Source organism: Glutamicibacter halophytocola, from assembly GCF_001302565.1.
Classification (GTDB): Bacteria; Actinomycetota; Actinomycetes; order Actinomycetales; family Micrococcaceae; genus Glutamicibacter; species Glutamicibacter halophytocola.
Genome location: NZ_CP012750.1, coordinates 418,182 through 444,513, shown reverse-complemented (window position 1 = coordinate 444,513; position 26,332 = coordinate 418,182). Strand labels below are relative to the sequence as shown.

At 58.9% G+C, this 26,332-nt stretch carries 22 protein-coding genes, 1 tRNA gene and 1 other RNA gene; 14 read left to right on the top strand and 10 right to left on the bottom strand.

Annotated elements, in window-relative coordinates:
* The first annotated feature begins 109 nt into the window (after window positions 1-109).
* On the top strand, window positions 110-1,459 hold the full coding sequence (locus AOZ07_RS02035; RefSeq protein WP_098945532.1) for an amino acid permease: 1,350 nt from the start codon (window positions 110-112) through the stop codon (window positions 1,457-1,459).
* 71 nt (window positions 1,460-1,530) lie between these two features.
* Here the strand turns inward: AOZ07_RS02035 and AOZ07_RS18510 are convergent, their stop codons facing one another.
* A complete protein-coding gene (locus AOZ07_RS18510) occupies window positions 1,531-1,716 on the bottom strand; it encodes a hypothetical protein (RefSeq protein WP_194943752.1) in 186 nt (61 codons plus the stop codon).
* Window positions 1,717-1,731: 15 nt separating this feature from the next.
* The gene (locus AOZ07_RS02025; RefSeq protein WP_194943751.1) at window positions 1,732-2,253 is read right to left on the bottom strand and encodes a YoaK family protein; all 522 of its coding nucleotides are present in this window, start codon (window positions 2,251-2,253) and stop codon (window positions 1,732-1,734) included.
* A gap of 129 nt (window positions 2,254-2,382) precedes the next feature.
* On the opposite strand from AOZ07_RS02025, the gene AOZ07_RS02020 reads away from it, so the two are divergent.
* Window positions 2,383-3,072 carry a DsbA family oxidoreductase gene (locus AOZ07_RS02020; RefSeq protein ID WP_060700477.1) on the top strand — a complete coding sequence of 230 codons (690 nt, stop codon included), beginning with the start codon at window positions 2,383-2,385 and terminating at the stop codon, window positions 3,070-3,072.
* A gap of 19 nt (window positions 3,073-3,091) precedes the next feature.
* Here AOZ07_RS02020 and AOZ07_RS02015 read toward each other — a convergent pair whose 3' ends face one another.
* Window positions 3,092-3,718 carry a LytR C-terminal domain-containing protein gene (locus tag AOZ07_RS02015; protein ID WP_060700476.1) on the bottom strand — a complete coding sequence of 209 codons (627 nt, stop codon included), beginning with the start codon at window positions 3,716-3,718 and terminating at the stop codon, window positions 3,092-3,094.
* 72 nt (window positions 3,719-3,790) lie between these two features.
* The gene (locus AOZ07_RS19005) at window positions 3,791-4,102 is read right to left on the bottom strand and encodes a type II toxin-antitoxin system VapB family antitoxin (RefSeq protein WP_075972394.1); all 312 of its coding nucleotides are present in this window, start codon (window positions 4,100-4,102) and stop codon (window positions 3,791-3,793) included.
* A gap of 555 nt (window positions 4,103-4,657) precedes the next feature.
* On the opposite strand from AOZ07_RS19005, the gene AOZ07_RS02010 reads away from it, so the two are divergent.
* Window positions 4,658-5,698, top strand: a complete 1,041-nt coding sequence (locus AOZ07_RS02010) for an isopenicillin N synthase family dioxygenase (RefSeq protein WP_060700475.1) — start codon at window positions 4,658-4,660, stop codon at window positions 5,696-5,698.
* Between the two features lie 108 nt (window positions 5,699-5,806).
* Here AOZ07_RS02010 and AOZ07_RS02005 read toward each other — a convergent pair whose 3' ends face one another.
* Both AOZ07_RS02005 and AOZ07_RS02000 read right to left on the bottom strand, forming a co-directional pair.
* Complete coding sequence (locus tag AOZ07_RS02005) at window positions 5,807-6,172, bottom strand: VOC family protein (RefSeq protein WP_060700474.1); 366 nt, start codon at window positions 6,170-6,172, stop codon at window positions 5,807-5,809.
* Window positions 6,173-6,301: 129 nt separating this feature from the next.
* Window positions 6,302-6,389 (bottom strand) — tRNA-Ser (locus tag AOZ07_RS02000).
* 188 nt (window positions 6,390-6,577) lie between these two features.
* On the opposite strand from AOZ07_RS02000, the gene AOZ07_RS01995 reads away from it, so the two are divergent.
* The 10 genes from AOZ07_RS01995 to AOZ07_RS01950 all read left to right on the top strand — a co-directional run bounded on the left by AOZ07_RS01995 (window position 6,578) and on the right by AOZ07_RS01950 (window position 19,195).
* Window positions 6,578-8,110 carry an HNH endonuclease signature motif containing protein gene (locus AOZ07_RS01995; protein WP_084793101.1) on the top strand — a complete coding sequence of 511 codons (1,533 nt, stop codon included), beginning with the start codon at window positions 6,578-6,580 and terminating at the stop codon, window positions 8,108-8,110.
* Between the two features lie 109 nt (window positions 8,111-8,219).
* Window positions 8,220-8,316, top strand: an RNA gene (ffs, locus tag AOZ07_RS01990) — signal recognition particle sRNA small type.
* Between the two features lie 28 nt (window positions 8,317-8,344).
* Window positions 8,345-9,265 carry a tRNA glutamyl-Q(34) synthetase GluQRS gene (gene gluQRS, locus AOZ07_RS01985; protein WP_060700472.1) on the top strand — a complete coding sequence of 307 codons (921 nt, stop codon included), beginning with the start codon at window positions 8,345-8,347 and terminating at the stop codon, window positions 9,263-9,265.
* A 9-nt stretch (window positions 9,266-9,274) separates the two neighbouring features.
* Window positions 9,275-12,820, top strand: a complete 3,546-nt coding sequence (locus AOZ07_RS01980; RefSeq protein WP_075972393.1) for a DNA polymerase III subunit gamma and tau — start codon at window positions 9,275-9,277, stop codon at window positions 12,818-12,820.
* Between the two features lie 80 nt (window positions 12,821-12,900).
* Window positions 12,901-13,698: a recombination mediator RecR gene (gene recR, locus AOZ07_RS01975; protein WP_060700470.1), complete on the top strand. Its 798-nt coding sequence runs from the start codon at window positions 12,901-12,903 to the stop codon at window positions 13,696-13,698.
* Between the two features lie 189 nt (window positions 13,699-13,887).
* Window positions 13,888-15,588 carry an MFS transporter gene (locus AOZ07_RS01970; RefSeq protein WP_171920153.1) on the top strand — a complete coding sequence of 567 codons (1,701 nt, stop codon included), beginning with the start codon at window positions 13,888-13,890 and terminating at the stop codon, window positions 15,586-15,588.
* A gap of 10 nt (window positions 15,589-15,598) precedes the next feature.
* On the top strand, window positions 15,599-16,075 hold the full coding sequence (locus tag AOZ07_RS01965; RefSeq protein ID WP_060700469.1) for a MarR family winged helix-turn-helix transcriptional regulator: 477 nt from the start codon (window positions 15,599-15,601) through the stop codon (window positions 16,073-16,075).
* A 103-nt stretch (window positions 16,076-16,178) separates the two neighbouring features.
* Entirely contained in the window at window positions 16,179-16,730 is a 552-nt protein-coding gene (locus AOZ07_RS01960; RefSeq protein WP_060700468.1) for a hypothetical protein, read from the top strand.
* Between the two features lie 172 nt (window positions 16,731-16,902).
* Window positions 16,903-18,189 carry an aspartate kinase gene (locus AOZ07_RS01955; protein WP_060700467.1) on the top strand — a complete coding sequence of 429 codons (1,287 nt, stop codon included), beginning with the start codon at window positions 16,903-16,905 and terminating at the stop codon, window positions 18,187-18,189.
* A 655-nt stretch (window positions 18,190-18,844) separates the two neighbouring features.
* Window positions 18,845-19,195 carry a hypothetical protein gene (locus tag AOZ07_RS01950; RefSeq protein WP_194943750.1) on the top strand — a complete coding sequence of 117 codons (351 nt, stop codon included), beginning with the start codon at window positions 18,845-18,847 and terminating at the stop codon, window positions 19,193-19,195.
* Between the two features lie 626 nt (window positions 19,196-19,821).
* On the opposite strand, the gene AOZ07_RS18625 is transcribed toward AOZ07_RS01950, so the two are convergent.
* Together AOZ07_RS18625 and AOZ07_RS01945 are read right to left on the bottom strand one after the other, a co-directional pair.
* The gene (locus tag AOZ07_RS18625) at window positions 19,822-20,775 is read right to left on the bottom strand and encodes a hypothetical protein (protein WP_194943749.1); all 954 of its coding nucleotides are present in this window, start codon (window positions 20,773-20,775) and stop codon (window positions 19,822-19,824) included.
* 673 nt (window positions 20,776-21,448) lie between these two features.
* Window positions 21,449-23,059 (bottom strand): alkaline phosphatase D family protein, encoded by a 1,611-nt coding sequence (locus AOZ07_RS01945; protein WP_060700465.1) that lies wholly within the window; start codon window positions 23,057-23,059, stop codon window positions 21,449-21,451.
* A 115-nt stretch (window positions 23,060-23,174) separates the two neighbouring features.
* On the opposite strand from AOZ07_RS01945, the gene AOZ07_RS01940 reads away from it, so the two are divergent.
* Window positions 23,175-23,930 carry an aminoglycoside 3'-phosphotransferase gene (locus AOZ07_RS01940; RefSeq protein ID WP_075972550.1) on the top strand — a complete coding sequence of 252 codons (756 nt, stop codon included), beginning with the start codon at window positions 23,175-23,177 and terminating at the stop codon, window positions 23,928-23,930.
* Between the two features lie 10 nt (window positions 23,931-23,940).
* Here AOZ07_RS01940 and AOZ07_RS01935 read toward each other — a convergent pair whose 3' ends face one another.
* Both AOZ07_RS01935 and AOZ07_RS01930 read right to left on the bottom strand, forming a co-directional pair.
* Entirely contained in the window at window positions 23,941-24,612 is a 672-nt protein-coding gene (locus AOZ07_RS01935; protein WP_060700463.1) for a response regulator, read from the bottom strand.
* A complete protein-coding gene (locus AOZ07_RS01930) occupies window positions 24,609-26,303 on the bottom strand; it encodes a sensor histidine kinase (protein WP_060703263.1) in 1,695 nt (564 codons plus the stop codon). The genes AOZ07_RS01935 and AOZ07_RS01930 overlap by 4 nt, the downstream gene beginning before the upstream one ends.
* Window positions 26,304-26,332 lie beyond the last annotated feature (29 nt).

Here is a 26,332-nt window from a genome sequence, read left to right as displayed (position 1 = left end):
CGGTTTCAGGCCCAGATCGAATGCACCCGAATAGGATCCGAGCAATACAATCGTGACCGATATCAAGGCCTCCCTGGCCCGCGGGCTCACGGCCCGCCACATCCGCTTCATGGCCCTGGGCTCAGCGATCGGAACGGGCTTGTTCTACGGCTCTTCCTCCGCTATCCAGGCCGCCGGACCAGCAGTCCTCTTGGCGTACATGATCGGCGGCGCAGCCGTCTTCATCGTCATGCGCGCCATGGGCGAGATGGCCGTGAAGCATCCGGTCTCCGGATCCTTTGCGCACTATGCCTCGCGCTACCTGGGCAATTTCGCCGGCTTTGTCACCGGCTGGACCTTCAGCTTTGAAATGGCCATTGTGGCCATCGCCGATGTCACCGCCTTCGGCATCTATATGGGCTTCTGGTTCCCGCAGGTGCCGCAGTGGATCTGGGTGCTGGCCGTGGTGCTGCTGATCGCCACAATCAACCTGATGAAGGTCAAGGTCTTCGGCGAAACCGAATTCTGGCTGGCGATCGTGAAGGTCACCGCCATTATCGCGATGATCGTCGGCGGCGCGGCCCTGATCATCTTCGGCTTCAATGCCCCGGACACCGGCACCGCCACCGGATTTGCCACGCTGATGAGCGCCGGCACCTTGTTCCCCAACGGGTTCATGGGCCTGCTGCTGTCCTTCGCAGTGGTGATGTTTGCCTTCGGCGGCATCGAAACCATCGGCATCACTGCGGGCGAGGCCGATAATCCATCCACCTCGGTGCCCGCCGCGATCAACACCGTGCCCTGGCGCATCCTGCTGTTCTACGTGGCTTCGCTGGCTGTGGTCATGATGCTCTTCGACTGGCGCCAGATCGACGGTTCGGCCTCGCCGTTTGTGCAGATCTTTGATGGCCTGGGACTGCCTGCAGCGGCGCACGTGCTCAACGCAGTGGTCATCACCGCGGCAATTTCGGCGATCAATGCCGATACCTTCGGTGCCGGGCGCATGCTCTATGCAATGTCCGTCGCCGGCCATGCCCCGAAGTCCTTCGGCCGGGTCTCCCGCCACGGCGTGCCGTGGATGACCGTGGTCATCATGGCCATTGTGCTGCTGGCCGGCGTGGTGCTCAATGCCCTGTTGCCAGAGGCGCTGTTCACCATCATTGCCTCGATCGCGACCTTCGCCACCGTCTGGGTCTGGATCATGATCCTGGCCTCCTATCTGGCCATGCGCCGGCAGGAAGCAAAGGCTGGGCGCGACGCCTCGCTGCCTCGCGAGTACGCTGTGCCGGGAGGAACCATCGCCGTGTGGGCGGCCCTGATCTTCATGGCCCTGGTTGTGGTCCTGCTGGCGCTGAGCGCCGAAACCCGCGTGGCCCTGTACACCGGAATTGTCTGGCTGCTGTTGCTGGGCGTGCTGTACAAGGTGCTGGTGCGCCCGGCGGCCGCGCTCAGGCAGGATAGCGATTCGTTGCGGGGCTAGCCCCGCGTTTGTCCCTTCGGCGTCCGGCTTCATTCATGAGGCTGGGCGCCGTTGCCGTATCTGGATGTTTCCTAGTCGATTTGCTGCCGGTCTGTGTTGGCAGTTGCAGGTCCTGAGCGTGGATCGGCCTTGGCCCGCAGTTCCTGGAACAAGGCCAGGGTGGCCCAAAGGAGCATCCCCGCTCCGACAATCCAAAGGCTGCCCAGGCCCAAATGGAGGTAGGCGAAAACGCCACCGAGCGATCCCACCGTGATCATGGCCCACAGCACCGCTTAGCGAAGCCATAGCAACCGATTGACCCCCTGGTTGGAACCTGTCACCAGCCCAAGGATTGCGCCGCCGAGGGCTTGGCCGAGCTTGACCAGCGTGCCGGTCATATAGGTCAGGCCCAAAGCGACTTCGCCGGAACGCGTGTAGGACACGTTCACCACCCCCATGGCGGCCGACAATAAGAGTGCTGTGGCGTTCGGCTGGACGGTTCCCGTCGCAGCGGCAGCCAGGACCAATCCGGCACTGAAGTACATGGCTAGCGGCCTGCGCAAAGCAGCCAGAGAAGAAGTCAACAGGGTGGCGATGACCACGCCAATGACAAAGCTTGCCACCAATGACATGGCGTTGATCCACCCCGTGAGATCACCGGTCATCAGCGCCGCGGAAGAACGCGTGGAGTTCCCGGACATGAACGACAAGAAATAGCCGCCAAAGTGCACAAATCCGACGCCGTCCACAAACCCGGCCATCGCGGTGATGGCTCCGGCAAAGAGGATTCCGCCCCAGCGAAGATTCTTTGCCACATGCACCGCTTTCTGTAGATGCCCGCTTCCCCGGACGCCGTTGTGTCGTTCCCAGTATTCCAGCGATTGGAAGTGGCCGGTTCGCTGGGGTTGCGGAATGCATTTCAGTACAAAGTTGTTAGCTCAAGTATGAGTGAAATTATTGGCGAACAGCCTGCCGAGTCCAAGCGCCTACGCGTCGACATCTTCTCCGATATCGCCTGCCCCTGGTGCTTCATTGGCAAGCGCCGCTTTGAGCAGGGCGTTGAATCTTTTGAATATTCGCAGAACGTCGACGTGTACTGGCATGCCTACCAGCTGGACCCATCCTTGCCCGATAACTATGACGGCAGCGAAGCAGAATACCTGTCGAAGATGAAGGGGCTGGATCAGTCGCAGGTCCAGCAGATGCTGCAGCATGTAACCGCCCAGGCTGCAGAAGAAGGCCTGGCCTACGACTTCGAGAATCTCAAGGTAGCCAATTCCTTTACCGCCTTGCGTGTTCTGGAGTACGCAAAGCAGCACGGAGCCGGCAACGAGATGAAGGAATTGCTGCTGTCGGCGCACTTTGAAAAGGGGCTGGACACCGGGAATGTTCAAACCCTGCTGGAGCTGGCTGGATCGTTGGGACTTGATGCCCAAGAGCTGGGTGCGCAGATCGAAGCCGGTGCTTATGCCGAGGAAGTCAACGCCGATATTTCACAGGCCCAGCAGCTTGGCATTAGCGGTGTTCCATTCTTCGTGCTCGACGGAAAGTACGGTATTTCCGGTGCACAACCGGCTGAGGTCTTCTCCAACGCATTGACCCAGGTCTACGCGGAGAACGTACAGGCCCAGTAGGTCCGGGCTTCCAGCCTGGCTAGTCCGCCGGCGCGCACACCAGCTTGCCGGCGGACCTATCCAGCTTGCGGTCCTTTTGCAGGCCCTCGAATTTCTCGCCGACCGCCAGGTCTACCGTCGAACCCCACTTTTCCGGGTCGAAGATGAACACCGATCCGGGTACCTGGCGTTGGACGGTGAATGCCTGGGCGTAGCCGTCTGGCCCGGCAATGACAGCGCCGATCGTGCCAGAAAGCGAAGTCCAGCCAGAGGTCAACGACGAGATCTTAAAACCGCGTTCTTCCAGCGACTTTGCGGTATCTCCGGCGAGCCCGGAAATATTCGTCGTATTAAGCACCCGGATCCTGAAGCTCTGCGGGTCCTGGTATGAGAAGTCCACCTCTGGGCATTTCACGTTCTCAATTTTTGCCGGAGCCGGCTCTGCGGTTTCTTCAGTCGTAGCTTCTGCTCCCGGATTCCAGTTTCCGGTAACGATGAGCAGTGCGCCCACGGTTACGGCGATGACAAGAACTGCCATCACGGAAAACACCGCATTTTGCCGTCTGCGCGCACGCTTCTTGGCCTTGCGATCCGAGCTGAAGCTCAGGTCTTGCTCATCAACAATATGCGCCCCGTGCCATTCGCCCGGGTCTTCGCGTTCACGCATCTTCCCACCTAGCTCCGGGTAGTCTGTGGCTACGACTAGCTGAGGAGAACCACCTCGTCATCCTCGTGGCAGTTAGCTTATCGAATCGTCGTCCAAATCCAATATCCGCGCATGTATTACAGAGCGATGATGAAGCGCAGAACGTAATGCACGGTGCACACCGTCTTCTAGATACAAAACGCCGTCATATCGAACGACGTGAGGGAACAGGTCACCGTAGAATGTGGAATCTTCTGAGAGCAGTGCTTCCAGATCAAGAGTGGATTTGGTCGTAACCAGCTGATCCAGCTTCACCTGTTGCGGGGGCAATTCGCTCCAGTCGCGAGAGGAGACCAGCCCATGCGCCGGGTATGGCCGGCCGTCACCTACTGCTCGAAATATCACCTTTCAAGCATAAGCTCCGAGTATTCAGATCGCTGGAATTACCTGCTGCACGGCCAGTGCGCGCTTGGACAAGTAATTGCCGCCAGGCCTGGTTGGCGGTTGAACCCAGCGGCCGCATATGAACCCACGGGCCACCACTGGGCCATTGTTGCAGAGCCGCCGGAAAGCTCCTGCCGTTCCACATTCCAATAACGCGGGCAGTCCTGGCATTGGATGGGCCTGCCACCGTGAACCTCGGGTAACAATCACCGAGCCAAATGGCCGTTGCACGACGTCAGCCACGGCTGCGTCCAGTTACGAGCGTCCAGCGTCACGTCATTCTTGCACAGCCCAAGGACCTGCATCGTATGCTGTATACGCGCTGGGATAGTTGCTCCTTTTTGAGCGCTGGCAGGTACCCGTCTCGGATGATTCAGATTCCTCGCCAATGGCGGAAAACCGAATTATGGACCTCATTTTATTTCTTCGCAAGGATTGTGACATCGCGAGAAACTTGGAGGAACCGGGCGTAACTTAGGCTGGTAACAATCCCTTCATAAGGTGCACTCTGGGGATATGAAAAACGTAGTCACCGAGATCCCAGTCCTCGACATTTCTACCTCGCGCAACGCAGACGGCACCTTCAACGAAGATTTCGTCGCTGCACTTCGTGACGCGGCCCATCGTGTTGGATTCTTCCAAATCGTTGGCTACAGCTCCCAAGAAGGCCAAGACCAAGAGCTGCTGGACACCATCGCCGAGTTCTTCAACAAGCCAGTCGAGCAAAAGATTAAGCTCGACAACCGCAATAGCGCCCAGTTCCGCGGCTACACCCGCATGGGCACCGAGATCACCCGCGGCCGCGCCGACGCCCGCGAGCAGATCGACTACGGACCCGAGCGTGAAACCCTCGCTGTAGTGCCAGCCGACAAGCCCTACCTGAACCTGCAGGGACCTAACCAGTTCCCAGAAGATTTCCCACAGCTCGAAGACCGTGCCATGGCTTGGGCCGAGCTGATGAACAAGACTGGACATGAGCTGCTTTCAGCCATTGCCGTGGGCCTGGGACTGCCCGAAGACCACTTCGATGAGCCTTTTGCCAACACCCCTTCGTGGATGGGCAAGCTGGTTCACTACGTATCCGGCGATGTCGTTCCCGAGTCGGGCAACCAAGGTGTTGGCCTGCACGCCGACTACGGCTTTGTAACCCTGTTGCTGCAGGACCAGGTCGGCGGGCTGCAGGTCCAGCCATACGGCCAGGAAGAGTGGATTGAGGTTCCACCAACTCCGGGCGCGCTGGTCGTCAACCTCGGCGAAATGCTGGAGGTCGCCACCGATGGTTACCTGATGGCCACCATTCACCGCGTGATCGCTCCACCTGCTGGCGTTGACCGCTACTCCGTGCCGTTCTTCTACTCGCCACGGCTCGACGCGGTCATCGACAAGGTCGAGCTGCCCGCAGAGCTGGCTGCCCAAGCCCGTGGCGTCTCAGATGACCCGGAGAATCCAATGCTGGCTTCGTACGGCGCCAATGTACTCAAGGGCTGGTTGCGCGCTCACCCGCAGACCGCTGCAATCCACTACCCAGAAGTCGTCAAGGCCAAGAAGAGCGCATAGCTCGAACTGCTCCCTCCACGCGAGGACGCGAACTAGAAAGACCTGCAGGTCCCGGCTCGAAATTATTCTTCGAGTCGAGGCCAACAGGTCTTTCTTGTTTTTATCGGCTCACTCGCTGCCAGCGAGGACACAAAACTCGTTGCCTTCAGGATCGGCAAGAACCACCCACGTCACGTCATCTTCCTGTCCGACGTCTGCGTATGCGGCCCCCAAGGACAGCAAGCGGTCGACTTCTTGCTGCTGCCCAGTTCCGCGTGGCCGGACATCGAGGTGCAGCCTGTTTTTGATCGATTTCTGCTCCGGAACCTGGGCGAAGGTCAGAACAACGGATGCGCCGCCGTCATTCTGCGGACCAATGCTGACTAATCCGACTTCTTCTTCTCGTACCGCGTAGTCCAGCACTTCGCACCAGAAACGAGCTAGGAGCATTGGATTTGCGCAATCCACCGAAATCTCGCTCAATACACTTGCCATGGTCTTGCCTCGTCAAAAATTTGGTCGTCACTTGATTCGGATCATACCGGGAAATATTCCCCCGAACTCAGAAGGCAAAAAAATAATGCCTTGGTTCATCATTTCCATGATGAACCAAGGCATTAAAATTGGCGGAGGATAGGGGATTTGAACCCCTGAGGGCGTTAACCCAACACGCGTTCCAGGCGTGCGCCATAGGCCGCTAGGCGAATCCTCCTCAGTTTGCTCCGAGGAGCAGGATCCAGCATATCTAAATTCTCGCTCAATCACGAATCGAGAGTTCTCTTGCCGTTTCCCGCACCGCTACTAAAGCCATCCTCCCCTGAAATCCAGTGTTTTCAGAGGTTATACCCACCCCGCAACTTTCCGGCTCCGCCCCTCAAATGGGCCACGATACTGCTATTCATGAGCAAAAGAGAGGTATTTCACAGCAGCGATGATCCTCGGCGCCTGCACATTGGCCCTCCTGGACAACGCACCACACCGGGAGATTTTGGCCTTTGGGCCGCGAATTTGGATCAAGATAACCTTTTTGCGCAGATTGCCGCCACGGCGCGACAGCTCTACGACCGGTTGCCTGCACTCACAACCAGCCAAGGCCTGGGAACGCTTAAAATCGTGTCCCGGCTACGGAGCATGCTGGATGCTGCGGAAGCAGCAATATTGGCGGACTCATATGAACATGCGGTGAAAGAGTCCTCAGCCCAAGGCAGCCAAGACCCACTCATCCAGACGCCTTCAGACGGGCTTCAAGAACAGTCATCCCAGTACTACGGCATCAGCCCTTCGGAAGAAGCGGTCATTCGTTCTTCGTTTGTAGCCGAGGCTTCCATGGCCCTGCGAGCCTCCGAGGCGAATGTTCGAGACCGATTATTCATCGCAGAAGGCTTGCGCCATCTTTGTCCTGAAACTCTTGAAGAGCTAAGTCGCGGAGAGATCACCACCAGAACGGCTCAAGAGATCGTCAAACAGTCCCAGGACCTTGAGCCGGAAGATGTACGGCATATGCAGCAAACCCTGTTGCCCATTGCCCGGACCGCCTCGGATGCTGCCGTTGCCCACAGGGCTCGCAAGATCCACGAGCGCCTTCACCCTCGCCCTATTGAAGAACGGCACAAGAAAAGTGCTGAAGACCGAAAGGTCACCTATTGGAACGAACCCAATGGGATGTCGGTGATCCAGCTGTACATGCCTGCCGAAAATACGTTGAGCATCATCAACACCGTCAATTGGCATGCCTCGCAACACGATGATCCCGAAGATGAACGCACCGAACAGCAACGGCGCCTGGACATCATCTGTGATGCACTCATTGACGGATGGCCAGCTGGAGGGGGCACTCCGCTCAAGGCACGAGTTGCGGTGACCATTCCTGCCCTAGAGATGCTGGCCGATCCCCAGCGTGCTCTGGCCGATCTGGAAGGCTACGGGCCCATACCTATCGGAACCGCGTTACGCATTGCCAAGGATGCTCCATCTTTCATGAAGGTACTCACCGACCCGTGGTCTGGTGCCGTAATAGATGTTGGCCGTGAGAAATACCGGCCATCCAAGGCACTGCGCGATCTACTGCGCAGCCGGGACATTTGTTGCCGCTTCCCCGGCTGCAACCGTCCAGCGGAGACCTCTGAGATCGACCACATTGATGCTTGGGCCAACGGCGGGCACACCTCTCGGACCAACACCCACCTTTTGTGCAAGCGGCATCAGATGTTCAAACACGCCTTGGGGTGGCAAGCCACCTACCTGGCCGATGGATCCGTGAACTGGCGTTCCCCGCATGGCGTGGTGTGCATCGAACTTCCGGGCAGTGTCACCAATGTGCAGAATTTCGACTTTGAAAAAGAGCAAACGCCGATGCTGCCGACAGTTCAACTCAATGACAGGGTGCGCAAGGTACTCGGATGGCTAGAACCAGTGGACGGGGAAACAGGATGAAGTTTCACGCCCGGATTCGCCACGCTGTTTCTTGTTTTACATTCAGGGCCTGAGAGCAAGCGCACGCTGCCCGATTTTTATCCAAGCACCACCCTCGGGTAGTATTTTTGGTGACCCCTCGTGTGGTGTCATCCTGTTGAACTCCCCCAGGACCGGAAGGTAGCAAGGGTAGATGGGCTCTGGCAGGTGCATGAGGGGTCTTTACTTTTTCACGCAAGCCGAAGGGGAGTCCACGTGGGCGCAGGCCGTTTCGCCCCTAGCCCGTCAGGGCCACTCCACCTCGGCAATTTGCGCACGGCGGTCCTAGCATGGCTCTTCGCTCGTTCCACGCAACGTGATTTCTTGTTGCGCATTGAAGATCTTGACCGGGTCCGCTCCGGCGCCGAAGCGATCCAAATCTCCGAACTGGAGTCCTTGGGCCTGCAATTCGACGGCTCACTCTTGCGCCAATCCGAACGCCTGCCAATTTACTTCGACGCCGTAGAACAGCTCAAAAAGCAGGACTTGGTGTTCCCCTGCTTCTGCTCTCGCAAGGACATCGCCGAAGCTGCCAGCGCGCCGCATGCAGCACCCGGCGCCTACCCGGGTACCTGCCGGAACCTGAGCCCGGCCGAACGTGAAGCCAAGTCACAAGACCGTCCTGCCGCCTTGCGCCTGCGCGCCGAGGTAACTGAATTCTCGGTTCACGACCAGCTGGCTGGCGGCTATGCCGGCGTAGTTGATGATTTTGTCCTGGTCCGAAATGATGGTGCTCCTGCCTACAATTTGGCCGTCGTGGTCGATGACGCGCTCTCCGGAATTGATCAGGTTGTGCGTGGCGATGATCTGCTCTCTTCCGCGCCACGACAGGGGTATCTGGCAACGCTCTTGGGCTACGACGTCCCGGAGTACGCCCACGTCCCGCTCGCCCTGAATACCAAGGGCCAGCGCCTAGCCAAGCGCGATGGTGCTGTAACACTCGAAGAGATCACCGAACATGGGGTACATCCAGCCGATGTTGTGGCGATTTTGCTAGAGTCATTGGGCTTGCCCAGCACGAGTTTGCTGGCAGCCCTGGAAGCTTTCGATCCGGTGAACTTGCCCCGTGAGCCGTGGATCGTAGAACCTGAAAATATCGTCCAACAGCTGATGCCCCCGGCATCACGCAACCGATAGGGAACCGGTGTGAGTACAGCGCTATATCGCAGGTATCGTCCCGATACGTTTGCCGACGTCATCGGACAAGAGCACGTTACTGCTCCCCTGATGACAGCTCTGGAGAAAAACCGCGTTAATCACGCGTACCTCTTCTCCGGCCCACGCGGTTGCGGCAAGACGACTTCCGCACGAATTCTGGCACGTTGCCTGAACTGCGAGCAGGGCCCAACGCCGGTACCTTGTGGCACCTGCCCTAGCTGTGTTGAGCTGGCCAATGGCGGCCCGGGGTCGCTGGATGTTATCGAAATTGACGCTGCCAGCCACGGTGGCGTGGACGACGCCCGCGACCTGCGCGAACGGGCAACTTTCGCGCCGACACGCGACCGCTACAAGATCTTCATCATCGATGAGGCCCATATGGTGACCGCGGCAGGCTTCAACGCCCTGTTGAAAATCGTTGAAGAGCCACCAGCGCACATCAAGTTCATCTTCGCAACGACCGAACCCGAGAAGGTTATCGGGACCATTCGCTCCCGTACCCACCACTACCCCTTCCGCCTGGTTCCGCCAGAGGCCTTGTTGGCGTACCTGCAGGTTTTGTGCGAACGCGAACATGTCGCGGTAGCCGAGGGCGTACTTCCTTTGGTTATCCGTGCAGGTGGCGGTTCGGTCCGCGATACCCTCTCGGTTCTTGACCAGCTGATGGCTGGTGCCCGTGAAGGAACGCTGGATTACGAAACCGCTATTGCCTTGCTGGGCTATACCCATTCGACCCTTTTGGATGAAGTGACCCTGTCGCTTCACGAAGCTGACGGCGCCGGGCTCTTCGGCGCCATTGACCGCATCATCCAGACCGGTTTGGATCCACGACGCTTTGTTGAAGATATTCTTGAACGCTTCCGAGATCTGATCATTGCCAAGGCCATGCCCGAAGGCCTGGAAAAGATCCTTCGCGGTGTACCCGAGGACCAGTTAGAGGCCCTGCACCTGCAGGCCGGCCTGGTTGGCGCCGGCGAGCTTTCCCGATGGGCAGATGTCACCAACAAGGCGCTGAGCGAGATGACCGGCGCCACCTCTCCTCGTTTGCACTTGGAATTGCTAGCAGCCCGATTGATGTTGCCGGGTTCCGAGAACTCGGTGTCTTCCTTTGCCGCACGATTGGATCGCTTGGAACGCCACGCGATGAGCGGTGGCGAGCTTCCAGCACTTGACGTTGACCAGACCGCCGATTCGTCGGCTTCGATAGGTGCAACGCCGAATCCTGGCGCTGCTCGCCAGGGCGCGGCCGCTGTGCGCGAGGCGCTGGCCGCCGCCAAGGCCCGCCGCGAGGGTGTGGCCATGCCGGCGCCGGGACACGAGCCTGCCCCAAAGGCGCCAGCGCCTGCTGAACAGCCAGCGCAACCAATTCAGCAGCCCCAAGCCGAACCTGTTCAGGCGCAGCCTCCGGTTCAGCCTGTTCAGGCCCAGCAGCCTCAACCACCTCAAGAGGCTCAGCAGGCTGCAGCCAAGGAACAGCCGCAACCTGCCGACGATGATCCTAATGCGCCACTGGACCCGGATGCGCAGTCCTCGCTGAACACTGGCGAAGCTGCAGATTGGGGTGCAACATGGGGTCCGAAGGACGACAGCTTTTCGGTGACCACCGAAGTCCAACCAGGTCCAAGTGTTCCTGCAGCCCGCCCTGAAGGCGTTGCGCCTTTCAGCCTGGTTCCAGATCCTTCCAGCGGCGAAGACCTGTCATTTGGCACCGGGGTTTCAATCGATGATGTTAAGCAGAATCCGGCCATGGCCGAATTCGCTCGCAAGGCTGCCGAGTCTCGTGCCCAGCAGCCGGCTGCTCCTGCACCTCAACAGCAGGCACCCGTTGAGACTGCTCCCCCAACCCAGGCTCCGGCTCCGGCACAGCAACCCAGCCAGGCAGAACTCGATGCGCAGCGCCAGGCGGCGCAGCAAGCTCAAGCACAGCAGGAGCTGGCTCAGCAAGAGCAGGCACAACGAGAAGCCCAGGAACGTGCCGCTCGTGAACAGGCGCAACGCGAGCAAGCCGAGCGTGAAGCACAGGAACGTATTGCGCGCGAGAAGGCAGAACGCGAAGCCCAGGAACGTGCTGCCCGCGAGCAAGCTCAGCAACAGCAACAGCAGGCTCAACCGGCTCAACAGCAAGCGCAGCAGCCTGGCGCCGGTTCCCCTGTCGTGAAGTTCCAGCAGGCTTGGCCAATGATCCTGCAGCAGTTGCAGGGAAGCTCACGAGTTCTGCATTCCATGGTGGCAACCTATGGTTCTGTCGCTGGTTTTGACGGTCGCACGCTCACCTTGGCGTTCAGCAACACCGGTCCAATCGTAAACCTGCGCAACCGGCCGGATTTGATGAACACCCTGACCGGGGTCGTTTCGCAATTCGCCGGCTCCCCCATAGAAGTAGTACTCACCGAAGGCGGTTCCAACCCAGCTGGCGGTGGTTCCCCAAAAGGTGAGCGCCGGCCACTCCCGGCGCAAACCCCAGCACCAACCAAGTTCACCAAGGCTGCAACTTCTGCTGGGGTAGCTGCGCGTGCTGCTGCGCGCGCACAAGCCGCCGCCCCGGCGCCTGCTGCCAGCACGCCTCCGGCCGCCTCGCCAGTGGCACCGCCACCAGCCACGCCAGGTGCAGGAGCCACCGACGGCTACGCCAGCTCCTACGATGACGTGCCGCCACCCTATGACGAGCCGTTCATGGACGAGCCGCCGTTCCCGGATGATCCGTACTACTCGCCAGAACCGGCAGCTGCGCGCGAACCACAGCGCCAGCCTGAGCCGGCCCAGCCTGCTCAAGCCACCGGGCACCCCGCACAGGCAGCGGTTGCTCCCGAGCCTCAGCAGCCAAGCGCGCCACGCAGTTTTGGAGGCCCGCCGGTAGCACCGAAGCCTCGGCTGACTGCTGGGCTCAGTGCCCGGCAGGCTGAAGTTGGCACGCCGAATATTCCACGTCCGGTCTCGAGCACTCCACTGCACCCGCAGAGCACCACGGACTCGTTCCAGGACTTGGCCGTTCGCGAAAGCGAAGAACCGGCGCCACAGGTTCACGCGCCGGTGGCCCCGCGGCCATCGGCTGCTCCGGCGCCCGCTGTGGAGCCGGAACCGCAGGTCCCGGCCGCCGAAGCACCACAGCAGCGAGCCCAGGCGCCTGCTCCGGCCAGGACTCCAGAGCATGATGCTCCGGCAAAGTCCGCGCCAGCGCCTGAAACCGCTCCGGGCTGGGGCGCGCCGCAACAGGAGGCGGCAACGGCCAGCGAGCCGTCGGCGCCAGCCGCTGGCCAGCGTATGAGCCGCTATCAGCAGCTGATGAACCAGGCCAAGAGCTCGCCTAGTGCGCCGGCACCCGCGCAGGCTGCCGGCGGGTGGGGTGGACCAGCTGCGGCGCCTGCCGCTGCGCAGAATCAGGAGCCCGAGGAGTTCGTCCCCAGCGACGATGACATCGAGGTCGAGGATTCCGCGTTGATCGGTGTTCCCGCCGTGGAACGGCTGCTCGGCGGCATGGTCATCGAGCAGCGTGATGTGAACGGGAATGTCGTGGAAATCAAGCGCAGCCTGTAGCGGAAACCACGGCATCCTGTCGGGGTGAGACACTAGGGTGTAACAGGGAAGATTCCCAGCAAAGCAGAAAGAAGGCGCACGTGTACGAAGGTGCTGTACAGGAATTGATCGACGAGCTCGGTCGCTTGCCTGGCATCGGCCCGAAATCGGCTCAGCGCATTGCCTTTCACATTCTTGATGCCGATGCCGAGGATATGACGCGGCTGGCCGCGTCCATCCAGCTGGTCAAGGAGAAGGTCAAGTTCTGCGAGATCTGCTTCAACATCTCGGAGCAGGAGATCTGCGCCATCTGCCGCGATGAACGCCGCGATGGAACCAAGATCTGCATCGTCGAAGAATCCAAAGACGTGATGGCCATTGAGCGCACCCGCGCCTTCGGCGGCAAGTACCACGTGCTCGGAGGCTCGATCAACCCGTTGGCCGGCATCGGCCCGGAGCAGCTGCACATTCGCGAGTTGGTCGCGCGCCTGGCCGACGAGTCCATTACCGAATTGATCCTGGCCACAGACCCGAACCTCGAGGGCGAGGCCACCGCCGTGTACCTGGTGCGCGCGCTGGCTCCCCTGGGCATCCAGATCACCCGGCTGGCCTCCGGCCTGCCGGTGGGCGGAGACCTGGAATACGCCGATGAGGTCACCCTGGCACGAGCCTTTGAAGGCCGTCGCACCGCCGGGTCCAGCGCGTCGAACGCGCGACGTCCGGCTCCCGCGGCCGAAGATGCCGAAGCATCTGGAAAAGCCGAAAATGCTCCAAGCAAGGCTCCTGCCACCGAGCCCAAGCTCTTCAGGGCCGTTGATCCGGCGAAAACCCCCCAGGCTGGCGACGGCAGCCCTTCGCACCCGGTAGTTCCAGAGATGGATAACCACCGCAGCCGATAAGACCTTTCCTGGCGCACCCCGCACTCCCTTCACCGAAGGGAGTGCGGGGTTCTCTTTTAATGCCGTTTTCCTCGGGATATCGGTGTGCGATGAAACACCATAGTTGATAATAATCAACTATCCTCGTATAGTTGACATCAATCAACCATTCAGGCTCTTTGGGCCTGACTTTAACTTTTTGGAGGCTCAATGACCGCAATCGCACCGGTCGCCGGGCCCAAGATGACGCACCGTGAAATCCTCACCGCCCTGACCGGAATCCTCATGGGCATGTTCGTCTCGATCTTGGCCAGCACCGTAGTATCCAGTTCCCTGCCAGTGATCGTCTCGGATTTGAACGGCAGCCAGACCGCCTACACCTGGGTAGTGACCGCTACCCTGCTGGCGACCACCATTTCGACCCCGATCTGGGGCAAGCTCGCAGACCTCGGCAACCGCAAGCTGCTGCTGCAGATCTCCCTGGCGATCTTCGTCTTGGCTTCCGCTGCCGCGGGCTTCTCGCAGACCACCAGCTTCCTGATCGCCATGCGCGTCATCCAGGGCCTGGCCGGCGGCGGCGTTGGCGCCCTGGCACAGATCGTCATGGCCGACTTCCTCTCGCCACGCGAACGCGGCAAGTACATGGGCCTGTTCGGCGCGGTCATGGCCATCGGCACTGTGGGCGGACCACTGATCGGCGGATTCGTCACCGACACCATCAACTGGCGCTGGAACTTCTTCATCGCGCTGCCCTTTGCCATCGCTGCGGTCATCTTGATCCAGCGCACCTTGCACCTTCCGGCCATCGCCAAGCGCAAGGTCAAAATCGACTACTGGGGCATCCTGCTGCTCTCCGGCGGCGTTTCGCTGCTGCTGATCTGGATGTCTCTGGGCGGCTCCGAGTTCGAGTGGGCTTCGGCCACCAGCCTGATGATGGTGGTTGGCGCGGTGCTGCTGCTGGCAGCGTTCATCCTGGTCGAGATCAAGTCCTCCGAACCGCTGTTGAGCATGTCGCTGTTCAAGAACCGCACCTTCACCTTCGCCGTGATCGCCTCACTGGCCGTAGGCGTGTCGATGTTCGGCACCTCGGTGTTCCTCAGCCAGTACATGATCATGGCCCGTGGCGCTTCTGCCACCATGGCCGGCCTGATGACCTTCCCCCTGATGGGCGGCCTGCTGGTCATCTCCACCATCGGCGGCCAGTTCATCTCCCGCACCGGCAAATGGAAGCCGCTGGTGATCACCGGCTCGGTGCTAATCGTCATTGGACTGTTCCTGCTGGGAACCATCCACTACAACACCAACTACGTGCTGGTTGCGGCCTTCATGTTCATCCTGGGCGCCGGCATGGGCCTGGTCATGCAGAACATGGTGCTGGTAGTGCAGAACTCCGTTGACATCAAGGAACTGGGTGTCGCCTCCTCCTCGGTCAACTTCTTCCGAACCTTGGGCGGCACCGCCGGCACCGCCGGATTGGGCGCCATCCTGGCAGCATCCATTCCGAACATGATTGCCGATCGCCAGGCGGATTTGATGCAGGCCATCGGGTCGCTGGGCGAAAAGGGCAAAGCGGTCGCAGAGGTCTTATCCTCGGGCAACCTTCCAACCATCTCCACCCTGCCCGAGCCGGTGCGCGTCATCTTCGAATCCATCTACGGTGACGCGGTGCCTTCCCTATTCACTTTCGCAGCCCCGCTGTCGCTGATCATCGTGATTGCTGTCTGCCTGATACCCAACCAGGCCCTGACCACGCAGACCGCCACCGAGCGCATGCAGGAAGTTGACGCCGAAGCCGCGCTTGAAGCCAATGGCATAGCTGCCGTCGACGAGAATGCAGGCGCTGAAATCCAGGAGCCAACCGCGCCCAGCAAGCAAGGAACCGAACCAGCGATGAAGCCGAACGGCAACTAGGAGAAATCCAGTGGATACCACCAGCACAGATGCTTCTGCCTGCACGAAGGATCGCGCGGACCGCTATTCGTTGGCAGAGCAGGAATTGTTCTCGCTGATTGCGGTCACTGCACGATTCAAGCGCGAACTTGCCCATCGGCTCAACGGCCAGCTGACGCCAGGCTATTTGCCGGTGCTCGGCCTGATCCTGCGCCATGGCCGCATCACGCAGTCAGAAATTTGCGAGAAGCTGCTGATCGACAAGGCGACGCTCTCACGCATGATCTCCAAGCTCGAACAGCTCAGCCTGGTGGTTCGCGAGGTCAACGCCGATGATCGCAGGGCTTTCGATCTGCTCCCCACCGAGCACGCCAAAGAGCGCTGGCACAGCGGATTTGAGCAGTGGCGAGGCGAGCTTCGTTCGCGCATGAGCAACTGGGCTGACGATGACCTGGACAGGCTGGTTGAACTGCTGAGCAGATTGAATCTGGAAATTCAGGCGATCTAGCCTGCACTTGAACACCGGTGCGACAGGCCGGGCATCACGGGACGACCGTGGCGCCCGGCCATTTTCCTTTCCCCGCAGACCCGGCATTGCCTAGACTTCAACCATGGGAACCAAGAGCAGCAATACCTCAGCCATAGCCAATGCCACCGGCATTCCATGGGACACCTGGAGCAGCCAGCTTGAGGACGCCAAGGCCGGCGAGCTGACGCATAAGGAAATCGCTGAGCTTGCGTTCGCCCACATGCCACCGTCACTTGACAACCCGGGGTGGTGGGCACAATCGGTTGCTGTCGCCTACGAGCAGCAAATTGGCCGCCGGCTCCCGGGGCAGGCTCAAGACGGGACCTTCCAAGGCTCGGTCAGCACTACCCTGGCCGCCGATTTGGATACGGCCTTGGCCCGCTGGGAAGAACAAGTCTCTGGCATGGAAACCTTCAATGGGCAAACACTAGCCGAACCAGCACGGACCAGTGGATCCGAGCGCTGGCGCTATTGGCGTGCCAGCTTCAGCGACGGCACCAAGGCCCAAGTGGATATTGGGCTTAAGGGCGACAAATCAGCGATAGCCATTAACATTACTAAGGCTGAAACACCAGATCAGGTGTCTGAATGGAAGAGGTTTTGGCGACAAATCTTGGCTGAATTCAAGCAATAGCCCATGTTTTTCAACAACAGCCGCGAATATTCCTAGGCAATATGACCAATGTTTACCGTCACAAGTAGGAGAACTTGGCCCGTAGCTGTCACAATATTTATTTGGTAGATGCCTCGCGTTGTGCCTTGCGCCAATAACGAGTCACAGCTTTCAACAGGTGGAGTGAGTGCCCATGGGCCTAATTGTTCAAAAATTTGGCGGTTCGTCAGTTTCAGATGCCGAAGGCATCAAGCGTGTGGCGCGTCGAATTATTGACACCAAGTCCCAGGGCCACGACGTCGTCGTAGTTGTCTCGGCCATGGGCGACACCACCGATGACCTTCTAGATCTGGCAGGCCAGCTCACCGACGATGCGCCAGCGCGCGAAATGGACATGCTGCTCTCCGCTGGAGAACGCATCTCCATGTCCCTGCTAGCCATGGCCATTGACCAGTTTGGCGAACAGGCTGCTTCCTTCACCGGATCGCAGGCCGGCGTGATCACCGATTCCACGCACGGCAAGGCCCGCATCATGGAGGTTTCCCCTCAGCGCATTCGCCGCGCCATCGACCGCGGCTTCATCGCGATCGTTGCCGGATTCCAGGGCATGAGCAAGGAATCGAACAACATCACCACCATGGGCCGTGGCGGCTCGGACACCACCGCAGTGGCTTTGGCTGCCGCTTTGGGCGCCGATGTCTGCGAAATCTATACGGATGTGGACGGCGTCTACACCGCTGATCCGCGTGTAGTTGCTTCGGCGAAAAAGATCGAGAAAATCACCAGCGAAGAAATGCTGGAGATGGCCGCCAGCGGATCCAAAATCCTGCACCTGCGTTGCGTGGAATACGCTCGGCGCTTTGGCGTGCCACTGCATGTGCGCTCTTCATTCAGCACTCACGAGGGCACCTGGGTGCTCCCGAACCCCGACGACAAAATCAAAATTCAAGAGGGAGAACCCTTGGAACAGCCAATCATCTCAGGTGTCGCCCACGACCACTCCGAAGCCAAGGTCACCGTCATCGGCGTGCCTGATATCCCTGGCAAGGCAGCCCAGATCTTCGGCGTGATCGCCGCGGCCCAGGCGAATATCGACATGATCGTCCAGAACATTTCGACCCACGGCTCGGGCAAAACCGACATCTCCTTCACCTTGCCCATGACCGAGACCAAGAACGTGCTTGGCGCATTGAACACCGCCAAGAGCGAGATCGGTTTTGAGGACATCGAGCACAATGACGAGGTCGGCAAGCTTTCGCTGATCGGTGCGGGCATGCGCTCGAACCCGGGCGTTTCCTTCACCTTCTTCGAAGCCCTGCACAACGCAGGAGTGAACGTGGACATGATCTCCACGTCCGAAATCCGCATTTCGGTGGTCACCGATGCCGACAAGCTCAACGATGCGGTGCGTGCTATCCACACCGCATTCGATTTGGACACCGATGTGGAAGCCACCGTCTACGGCGGCACCGGCCGCTAAGACCACGCTCCACTAGAGATCAGGCCTGCGGCACAGCGTATTCCAACCGTCACTGCAACGGCGGCGGGCTAGTATTCGAATATTAAATCTTGCAAACGTCCGGCTGAAATCATCCAGCCGGACGATTCGCATAAACGCCCACTGAACAATACCGCTTCCTGCTTCAGATTCTCCGAGCCATGCTTGTTCAAATCAGAACCCTCCGTAAAAAAACGGCGCAGCAACCCAGTGGTGTCTTCAATAGATACGCGATGCCAAGGACTACGCGCGTCGCAGGACTATAAAATCCATTTCCGTCGCAGCGCTAATTGACTTACGCAACACCATCTCAACATCTGGATCCCAGGACAGAGGACCATGCAATGCGTCAGACAACAGAGTGGAATTTGAAGAGACTGGTCAAGTCATTGGAGGCTTAGCGGCTGTTAGCCCACGGGACGAAAATGCCTGTGAGTCTTTTGGCGCTTGTGTTCCAGCAGATCTTGATTCGCTGATCAATACCTTGCTAAATGGTCACCAAAACGTGACGCGTCGCAGGAGACCCTCAGGCGGAACTAAAGCCCTCTAGGTTCAGAACCCGCGTATCGACGGTGAGACAGCGTTTGCCCTTTGCGCCGCCCACCGGGCCACAGGTATTGCCGACACCATTTGGCTGGTGGATCGCAAGTACCTGATCAAGGATCAGGACACCGCCAAGAGACGTTGTGTGATTGATTTGGCACAAGCCTGTATGGACACTCCAGCATCGGCCAAATGTGAGGGCGGCTATGGATATACTGCGGGGTTCATTGATTCCTACGCCAATGAGGACCAGATCGTCTTCCTGGATCGTATGGATCTGGAGCTTGCAGGACACCTTAACAGGCTCCGAATCTCCTGCCTCTCCAGATATAACTCAGTGGCCCGGTTGAGCTGGTGGGCTGCCGGCGATAAGCGTCAAATCAAAGTTTTCGAAGCGCTGGCCCATGACGTCAGAGTTCAGGATAAACTGCCTACCGCCGAGTGATGGGTCCAGCTATTTACGAACGCTGGAGGAGGATGTCATGAGTGCAATGCGCAGTGGTGCCCCCTAATGGCAGGCTTCTACTCGGTGCTCAGGCACTTTCACCTTTCCTGAGTTGCTTACTGGGATTTTCTAGGGTTCAGCACCGCGAAGGCTCGGTCGTATCCATCTAGATCTATCATAGTTTCTGCAACGATCCGGAAATCTGAGGCCGTTGTCATTCTTATGACGCAGATGAACAGAATGGCCACAATTCAAGCCTGTGGCCATTCTTAATCATTCAGAAACTCTCGCAGTTTCATCAAATTTGATAGTGACGGTTTGAGCAGATCCATCACTTGTCAGGATATCGAGTTCTTTCACAAGAGTGCCCCAGCGCGCCGTCACTTGGACACTACCCACTGAGCCTAGGGTGATTGACCCAGTTCCATCCGGAGAGGGAATTTTTATTTCTTCGCCATTGACTGTCGCTGACAGTTCCGCGGGAACGGTTGCAGTGAAGCACTCATCTCGCGAGCACACATCCATAACCGCTTCCACTGAGATGGACGACTTTTCTTCGGGGGTTGCACAAGCAGCCAACAATAAAGCAAGTGAAGTTAGCACTATAGTCCGCCCCCATTTGCCTCCTAGCATCGATATGACCCGGCTTGACTTGATTTCTGCCACAGGCTTTTGCTCGTATTCCATGAGATTCCAATTGAAGACTTACCTATACTAAAACCAGTCAACTTCGTGGAGTTCCAAGAGTGGCCATATTTCGCAAATGCTTGAAGGCATTTAGTCGAACTCGTGGTTAGTGTATATGTCAAGGTTCCCTTATAAGTTGGACCGTGCCCGTAAAGGGCACCGTAGCCCCAATCCTGGAATGCCCAACCCGCACCGTAGTGACTGTTCGTTTCCAGCCATCCAGTTTTTCCGCACTTGTTATAGCTGTTGCAACCAACAAAGGAGACCCCCTTATTGGTCACAGCGCGATTGAAAGTAATTGCCAGTCCGTCAGGTCCGCCGATCTGAGCCTGGTTACGTGGGCACTCCGAAAAAGGGGCGTTCTTCCAGTTGTATCGAGCGTACGCATAAATTTTTGTTCCAGACTTCACGATCTGGGGGCGAGAAACATTCATGTCGCCCGCGCTCGACGACGGCTTCGTGACACGGCATCCAATAGCTGCCGGTTGAGCAACGTTAAGAAGTAGCTCGCTAGGTTTTGCCGTCACAGGAATTTTTGGAAGGGTTTCCTCTGGCTCCGAAAGCCCCATCACTTTCATCTTTTCCGGAGTTAGCTGATCTAAAGTAACCAGCAGTGACAATTCTCTGCGGAAGGCTTCCTCTTCAGAGCCTGTGCGGACGTCTGCATTAAACGGTACAACTGCGCCATTTGACAATGTGATCGTCTTTGGAGGCAGCGTGACGCCGGCTGCAGGGCCCGGTTTAACCGGCGAAGTGATCGAAACAGCCGCCGCATCTTCTAAATTCATAGCTACATCTTGTGCCGCAAATGAAGGCATTGCGACCAAGGTTAGTGACAAAGCTAGTCCGTAGACGAATATCGCTTTTAGTCCTTTCAACAAGTCCTCTTTCAATAGGTGGTCTGCTTCGACTTCAGCTCGTAACCGCGAGTGCGAGTGTCGGTTTCAGACTAGAGGCTCGAATAGACAAGTTGAATAATGCGCTCTGTTTTAGAGGCATCGAACTCAATCATAACTAATAATTCCACTTTATACATCCGCGTTATCAAATTGTTAGTACGGAGGAAATGACGCCAGAATTTTAGCCGTGACATCCGAAAGCTTACTTCTTCCGTCGACCATGGCCAGTGCAGTCGTCGTCTCGCTGCAGAAAAGCCTGCCGAGCTACATCCACACGATTCAAAATTTAATGTCCAATCCAACCTACTTCTCAGGCCGACGATACGAAGCTTACGAGAAACCCACTACTATTGGATACTTATGCGATGGCAAAGCATAAGTCATTCGTGGTTTAGAAAGTCTAACGTTAGCTCTGTTGATTGGGAGACCCAGCAAAGTCACCCAACTCGTTCGAATGCTCTCTCGAATTCAGCAATCATGCGGGCCAACTGGACTGACCTCCTAAATCGCTCAGTGCTCTCTAGAGCGACTCATTCAGATTCCATCTGAGCAAGATTCCTGCGTCAGTTGCATGCCATAATTCATAGTTTCGAAGCCCCTCTCTAGAGCCCTCCCACAAGATTGCCAGCACCGCAGGCCTGATCTTTTTTAGCCTGTCAGAATAGGCTTATTTTGCCGGTTCCAGAGTCTTGGAATAGACCGTTTCGCCCAGTGCGTTGCGCAGGCTGACGGTAAACATATCCTGCTCATCAAGATCCACATGCCCGAAGAACTGGCTCTTGCCATCGCGCGGGGACTGGTTGGCAATCGTGCCCGCCAAGGCAAAATCCACCCGCGGCCCGAAGGTTCCGTCCATCTCATTGGGACCAAAGGATCCAGCATTGACCGGGCCCGCAACAAACTCCCAGAACTCGTTGAAGTCGCTGAACGCTGCTCGTTCTGGCGAGTAGTGGTGCGCCGCGCAGTAGTGCACATCGGCAGTCAGGAAAACGACGTTCTTGATGCCGCGGTCCTTGATGGCCTTGAGCAGTCGCGCCAATTCAAGTTCGCGGCCCAGCGGGGCACCGTGGTCAGCGTTGGAAATGGATTCCTGCGCGTTGCCATCGGGGACGATGATGCCTAGCGGCAGATCATTGAGAATGACTTTCCAAGTGGACTTGGACTGGCTCAACCCATCAACGAGCCAGTCCAGCTGCTCTTCACCGAGGATCGCGGTTTCCTTGGACTCCTTGCCGTCCGTGTTTTCGGACTTGAAAGTGCGCATATCCAATGCGAACAAGTCCAAGGCAGGACCGCGGGAAATCTTGCGGTAGATACGCGCCGCTTCAAAACCAGTGCCGCCACTCATCGCCCGCGGATCGGCGATGGGCTGGTATTCCTGCCATGCTTGGCGGCCACGGGCCGCCAGGGTATTGATGTCGCGCACGGTGTAGCGCTCATCGGTGATGGTTTCGCCCGGCCACCAGTTGTTGTGGGTTTCGTGGTCGTCCCACTGGGCGATGACTGGAACTTCGGCATACATCGCGCGGACATTGGCATCCATCATGTTGTAGCGGTGGCGTCCACGATATTCCGCCAGAGTTTCGGCGACCTTGGAAACTTCCTCGGTCACCAGGTTGCGCCATATCTGGCCATCCGCTTCTTCGACCTCGGCAAGGATCGGTCCGTCAGCGTAGATCGTGTCACCGCTGTGCACAAAGAAGTCAGGCTTGGTGGCATGCATCGCGGCATAGGCGCGCATGCCGCCGATTTCTTCATTGATGCCCCAGCCCTGGCCGGCCGTATCTCCGGACCAGACAAAACTTTGCGCTCGCTCAGCCTCATGGTTGCGGCGACCGGTTCCCGACGGCGCAGTGCTGAACCATCCCTGCTGGGTTTCGCCGAGGGTTCCGTTCTCATCTTCAAAACCGATGCTGACCGAGAATCGTGTTCCGGCGGGCAGATGGGCAGCGTTGATTTTGGCGGTGAAGTCGCTGCCCTCGGTAGCCTGGGCACCTCTCAATGTGCGAATAAAGGATCCGCGTCCACGAATAATCTGGCCAGCTTCATCCACGGCACGCAGCTGCGCGCGCACTCGGCCTTCACCAGAACTGCGGGCCCAGAGCACCGCGCTGTTGGTGGAAACGTCGCCCATGGAGAAGCCGCTGGTTAATCCCAAACGCGAACGGACCAAGCGTGGAGCACCAGAGGCCAATGCGGCACCGGTGGGGCCAACGAGGCCCAGGGCTCCTGCGCCCAAGGCACCGGTCAATAAATTTCGTCGCGAAACATTAGTCATGGCACTAACTGTGGTGCGTCAGCCTAGCCAATTTATGGCACCAAGGTGAACACGAAGAAAAACCTGGCAGATTAAGATGCAGGGCTTCCTTGTCGCCTGCTGGCAAGCTGGTTCAATGAGCGATGAACGAGTCATCTCGGGTTCTCCCCCTGCCGGATTCCCGATTCCGGAAGCTGTGCGTGACGTGGCCGGCACCCATGCGGTGAAAGGAGTGTGGCTCAACGCCCTGGGAGGATCCACTTACCGGATTGGGCACGGACTGGACAGCCGCTATGCGAAATGGTCGCCGGGGCAACCGGTGGACGCGGAGATCGATCTGGAATCCGAGGCCCGCCGCATGAAGTGGGCAGGGAAGTTCATCAACGTGCCGGCAGTGCTTTCAGTTGAGCAGTACCCTGAAGGCCAGCTGCTGCTCACCGCGGCGCTGCCCGGGTACAGCGCCGTGAGCGAACTGGGCAAAAGCAATCCCGAGCGTTCAGCCCACGCCCTCGGCCAAGGACTTCGGCACCTGCACGATCGGCTGCCAGCAAGGCAGTGCCCCTTCAGCTGGGATTTATCCTCACGCATCGCTTCCCTGCCATTAAGCCAGCAATCCGAGCTGCTCGCCGAAGCGCCGCCCCTTGACGCCGTGGTCTGCCACGGCGATGCCTGCCTTCCCAACACGCAGCTGGATGCGAACGGCGGCTTCTTGGGACACGTTGACATGGGCAAATTGGGCATCGCCGACAGGTGGGCAGATCTTGCCATCGCGGCCTGGAGCACCGAATGGAACTACGGTCCCGGCTACGAACATCTGGTATATGCCGGTTACGGAATGGAAGCAAATGAAGAAAAAATCGCCTTCTACCGAAAGATCTGGGACGCCACCTGAATCAGGTTGCCTAGCGTGCCACGTAGCGGTGCTCTGGACGACCGCGGGTCCCGTAGCCCAGCTGTAGTTCCAATGACTCGTTGGCCACCAGAGCCGCCAGATAACGCTGGGCCGTGGCTCGCGCCACGCCGACAGCTTCCGCCACTTCGGCGACACTCATCGGCTCCGAAGCTTCCTTGACACAGTTGAGCACTGCCTGTTCGGTAGGCGCGGCACCGGCCGCCGGAGCAGCCTCTTCACTGCCCTGCAAGGAGCGGAAGAGCCGTTCGACTCCCTGCTGATTGAATTCAGCCGTGCCGCTGAGCTGCCGCCGATAGCGAGCCCACCCCTTGAGCTTGGCGCTGAGTGTTTTTGCGTCGAAAGGCTTGATGATAAATGCCAGCGCCCCGTGCCGAATAGCCTTGGAGATATTCTTCGGCTCGGTGGCAGCCGAAATCATGATGGCATCCACGTCCAGTTCACGCAGCAGCTCGATGCCGCTGACATGAGGCAGGTACAGGTCCAGCAGCAACAGGTCAGGCTTTAGCGTGGCGACGAGCTTGGGCACCATGCGCGGATCCTGCACTGGCTCCAGGGCTTGGAAACCCGGAATGGAATTGACCATGTCTGCGTGGAGGGCACCCACGCGAAAGTCATCGTCGACGATCATGACCTGGTAGTTTCCATTGGCGCTGTCGCTCATGGCTGCGCTCCTTCATTCTCGTTGTTCTCTGGGGTGGCTGGTTCAACCAGCACCGCTGGCAATCGGGCGGCAAATACCGCGCCTTCTGTTCCGGTGCCCGGATCGGCAATCCAGACGTCCCCGCTGCGGGCTTGGGCCAAGCGCTTGATCAGTGGCAAGCCAACCCCGCGTCCATGATCATTGCCCAGATGGGAACCGGTGCTGACGTCCCGGGCAAAAATGTCCTCGGTGGTGGTGATGCCCGGTCCGGAATCAGCTACAGCAATATGCAGTGTGGCAGCTTGGGAGAGCAGATCGATTTCCACCCACGGTTTCCCGTGGCCCCGCAAGGCGGCGGTAAAGGCGTTATCCAGAAGATTGCCGAGCACCGCGGTTGCATCCTGGGCATCATGGGCCGAGGCGATCTGCCCGAAGAGCATCGACTGGCTCGACACCCGCAGTTCGATCCCCTGCTCGTGGGCACGGACCGCCTTGGCCGAGATGAACGCCGATAGGTAGGCGTCCTGGATCGCTTCCAGCCCGGGCACCTGGGCGATTTTCGGCCCGGTTTCCATGACCTCGCGCAAATAGGCTTCGGCCTGTTCGATTTTTCCCAAGTCAATCAATCCGAGCACCGCGTGCATGCGGTTGGCGAATTCGTGGCGCTGGGCGCGCAGGGCATCTGCCATGTCCTGGACGGCATCCAGCTTGGTGCCCAGCGCCTCGATGGTGGTCACATCGTGCAGCAATACCACCTGGCCAAGGTCGAGCCCGTCGCGGTTCACTTCATTCACCCGGGCGATCAGGGAATGGCCGTTGGCTTCCAGGCGCACCGGAGCCCGGTCCCGTTCCTTGATGGCCTTGACCAGGCGCCGGTCCAGGCCGGCGGATTCAAAATGCCTCCCGACCACGTCTTCCAGTTCGGTGCGGTGCGGCAGGCCCAAAAGCATACGAGCGGCCTTGTTGCGCACGGTAATCCGCCCGTCGGAACCGATGCCCATGACGCCTTCGGTGACGCCGTAGAGCACTGCCTGCTGGTCACGAACCAGCTGGGCAATTTCGGTCGGTTCAAGTCCCAAAGTCTGGCGTTTCAGCCGGCGCACGGTTACTCGTCCGGCCACAGTGGCCAACCCGGCAGCCAAGAGCGCAAAGAGCGCAATCCAGCTAAAGGATTCCAGCAGGGCACCGGTCAGCGACTGCGTGGTCACACCGACCGAAACCTCTCCGATCACCTGGCCCGACGAGCCACGGATGGGGACTTTGGCGCGCACCGATTCACCCAGGGTTCCATGCTCCCTTGACACCGCTTCGATCCCGTCCAGGGCCACCGGGTCGGTGGAAACCATCTGTCCAATTTCCGCGGGATTCGGGTGGCTCAGCCGCAGACCCCGGTCTTCGGTGATCACCACGAAGTACGCTTGCTTCTGCTCAAGTATGGCGTTGGCCAGCTGCTGCAGCTTTCCGTTGGCGAGCTTCTTCTCGTCAAGTTCTTCCATGGCTGCATATCGGGTCACTTCGTCGATGACCTCTGGAAGCACCGCCACGGATCGGGCGATGGTCAGCGAGGTATCTTCGGCGCGCGAAAAGACACGGTCATAGCTGGAATACAGGGTTCCGGCGGTGACCAGCACGATCAGCACGCCAACGACGAGGAACTGCAAACGCATGATGCGCGATGCGAAATGCCTCGAGCGCGGGCCAGAACGGAACATGCCACCCAGCATAGACGCACTCCCCGGGC

What these genes read in the sequence shown, in the direction of transcription:
- AOZ07_RS01995 (WP_084793101.1), top strand. Translation starts at nt 6,578, where the DNA reads ATGAGCAAAAGAGAGGTATTTCACAGCAGCGATGATCCTCGGCGCCTG.
- AOZ07_RS01930 (WP_060703263.1), bottom strand. Translation starts at nt 26,303, where the DNA reads ATGTTCCGTTCTGGCCCGCGCTCGAGGCATTTCGCATCGCGCATCATG.
- AOZ07_RS02010 (WP_060700475.1), top strand. Translation starts at nt 4,658, where the DNA reads ATGAAAAACGTAGTCACCGAGATCCCAGTCCTCGACATTTCTACCTCG.
- AOZ07_RS02035 (WP_098945532.1), top strand. Translation starts at nt 110, where the DNA reads ATGGCCCTGGGCTCAGCGATCGGAACGGGCTTGTTCTACGGCTCTTCC.
- AOZ07_RS01970 (WP_171920153.1), top strand. Translation starts at nt 13,888, where the DNA reads ATGACCGCAATCGCACCGGTCGCCGGGCCCAAGATGACGCACCGTGAA.
- AOZ07_RS01960 (WP_060700468.1), top strand. Translation starts at nt 16,179, where the DNA reads ATGGGAACCAAGAGCAGCAATACCTCAGCCATAGCCAATGCCACCGGC.
- AOZ07_RS02005 (WP_060700474.1), bottom strand. Translation starts at nt 6,172, where the DNA reads ATGGCAAGTGTATTGAGCGAGATTTCGGTGGATTGCGCAAATCCAATG.
- AOZ07_RS01935 (WP_060700463.1), bottom strand. Translation starts at nt 24,612, where the DNA reads ATGAGCGACAGCGCCAATGGAAACTACCAGGTCATGATCGTCGACGAT.
- AOZ07_RS18510 (WP_194943752.1), bottom strand. Translation starts at nt 1,716, where the DNA reads ATGATCACGGTGGGATCGCTCGGTGGCGTTTTCGCCTACCTCCATTTG.
- AOZ07_RS01955 (WP_060700467.1), top strand. Translation starts at nt 16,903, where the DNA reads ATGGGCCTAATTGTTCAAAAATTTGGCGGTTCGTCAGTTTCAGATGCC.
- AOZ07_RS02020 (WP_060700477.1), top strand. Translation starts at nt 2,383, where the DNA reads ATGAGTGAAATTATTGGCGAACAGCCTGCCGAGTCCAAGCGCCTACGC.
- AOZ07_RS02015 (WP_060700476.1), bottom strand. Translation starts at nt 3,718, where the DNA reads ATGCGTGAACGCGAAGACCCGGGCGAATGGCACGGGGCGCATATTGTT.
- AOZ07_RS01945 (WP_060700465.1), bottom strand. Translation starts at nt 23,059, where the DNA reads ATGACTAATGTTTCGCGACGAAATTTATTGACCGGTGCCTTGGGCGCA.
- AOZ07_RS01940 (WP_075972550.1), top strand. Translation starts at nt 23,175, where the DNA reads ATGAGCGATGAACGAGTCATCTCGGGTTCTCCCCCTGCCGGATTCCCG.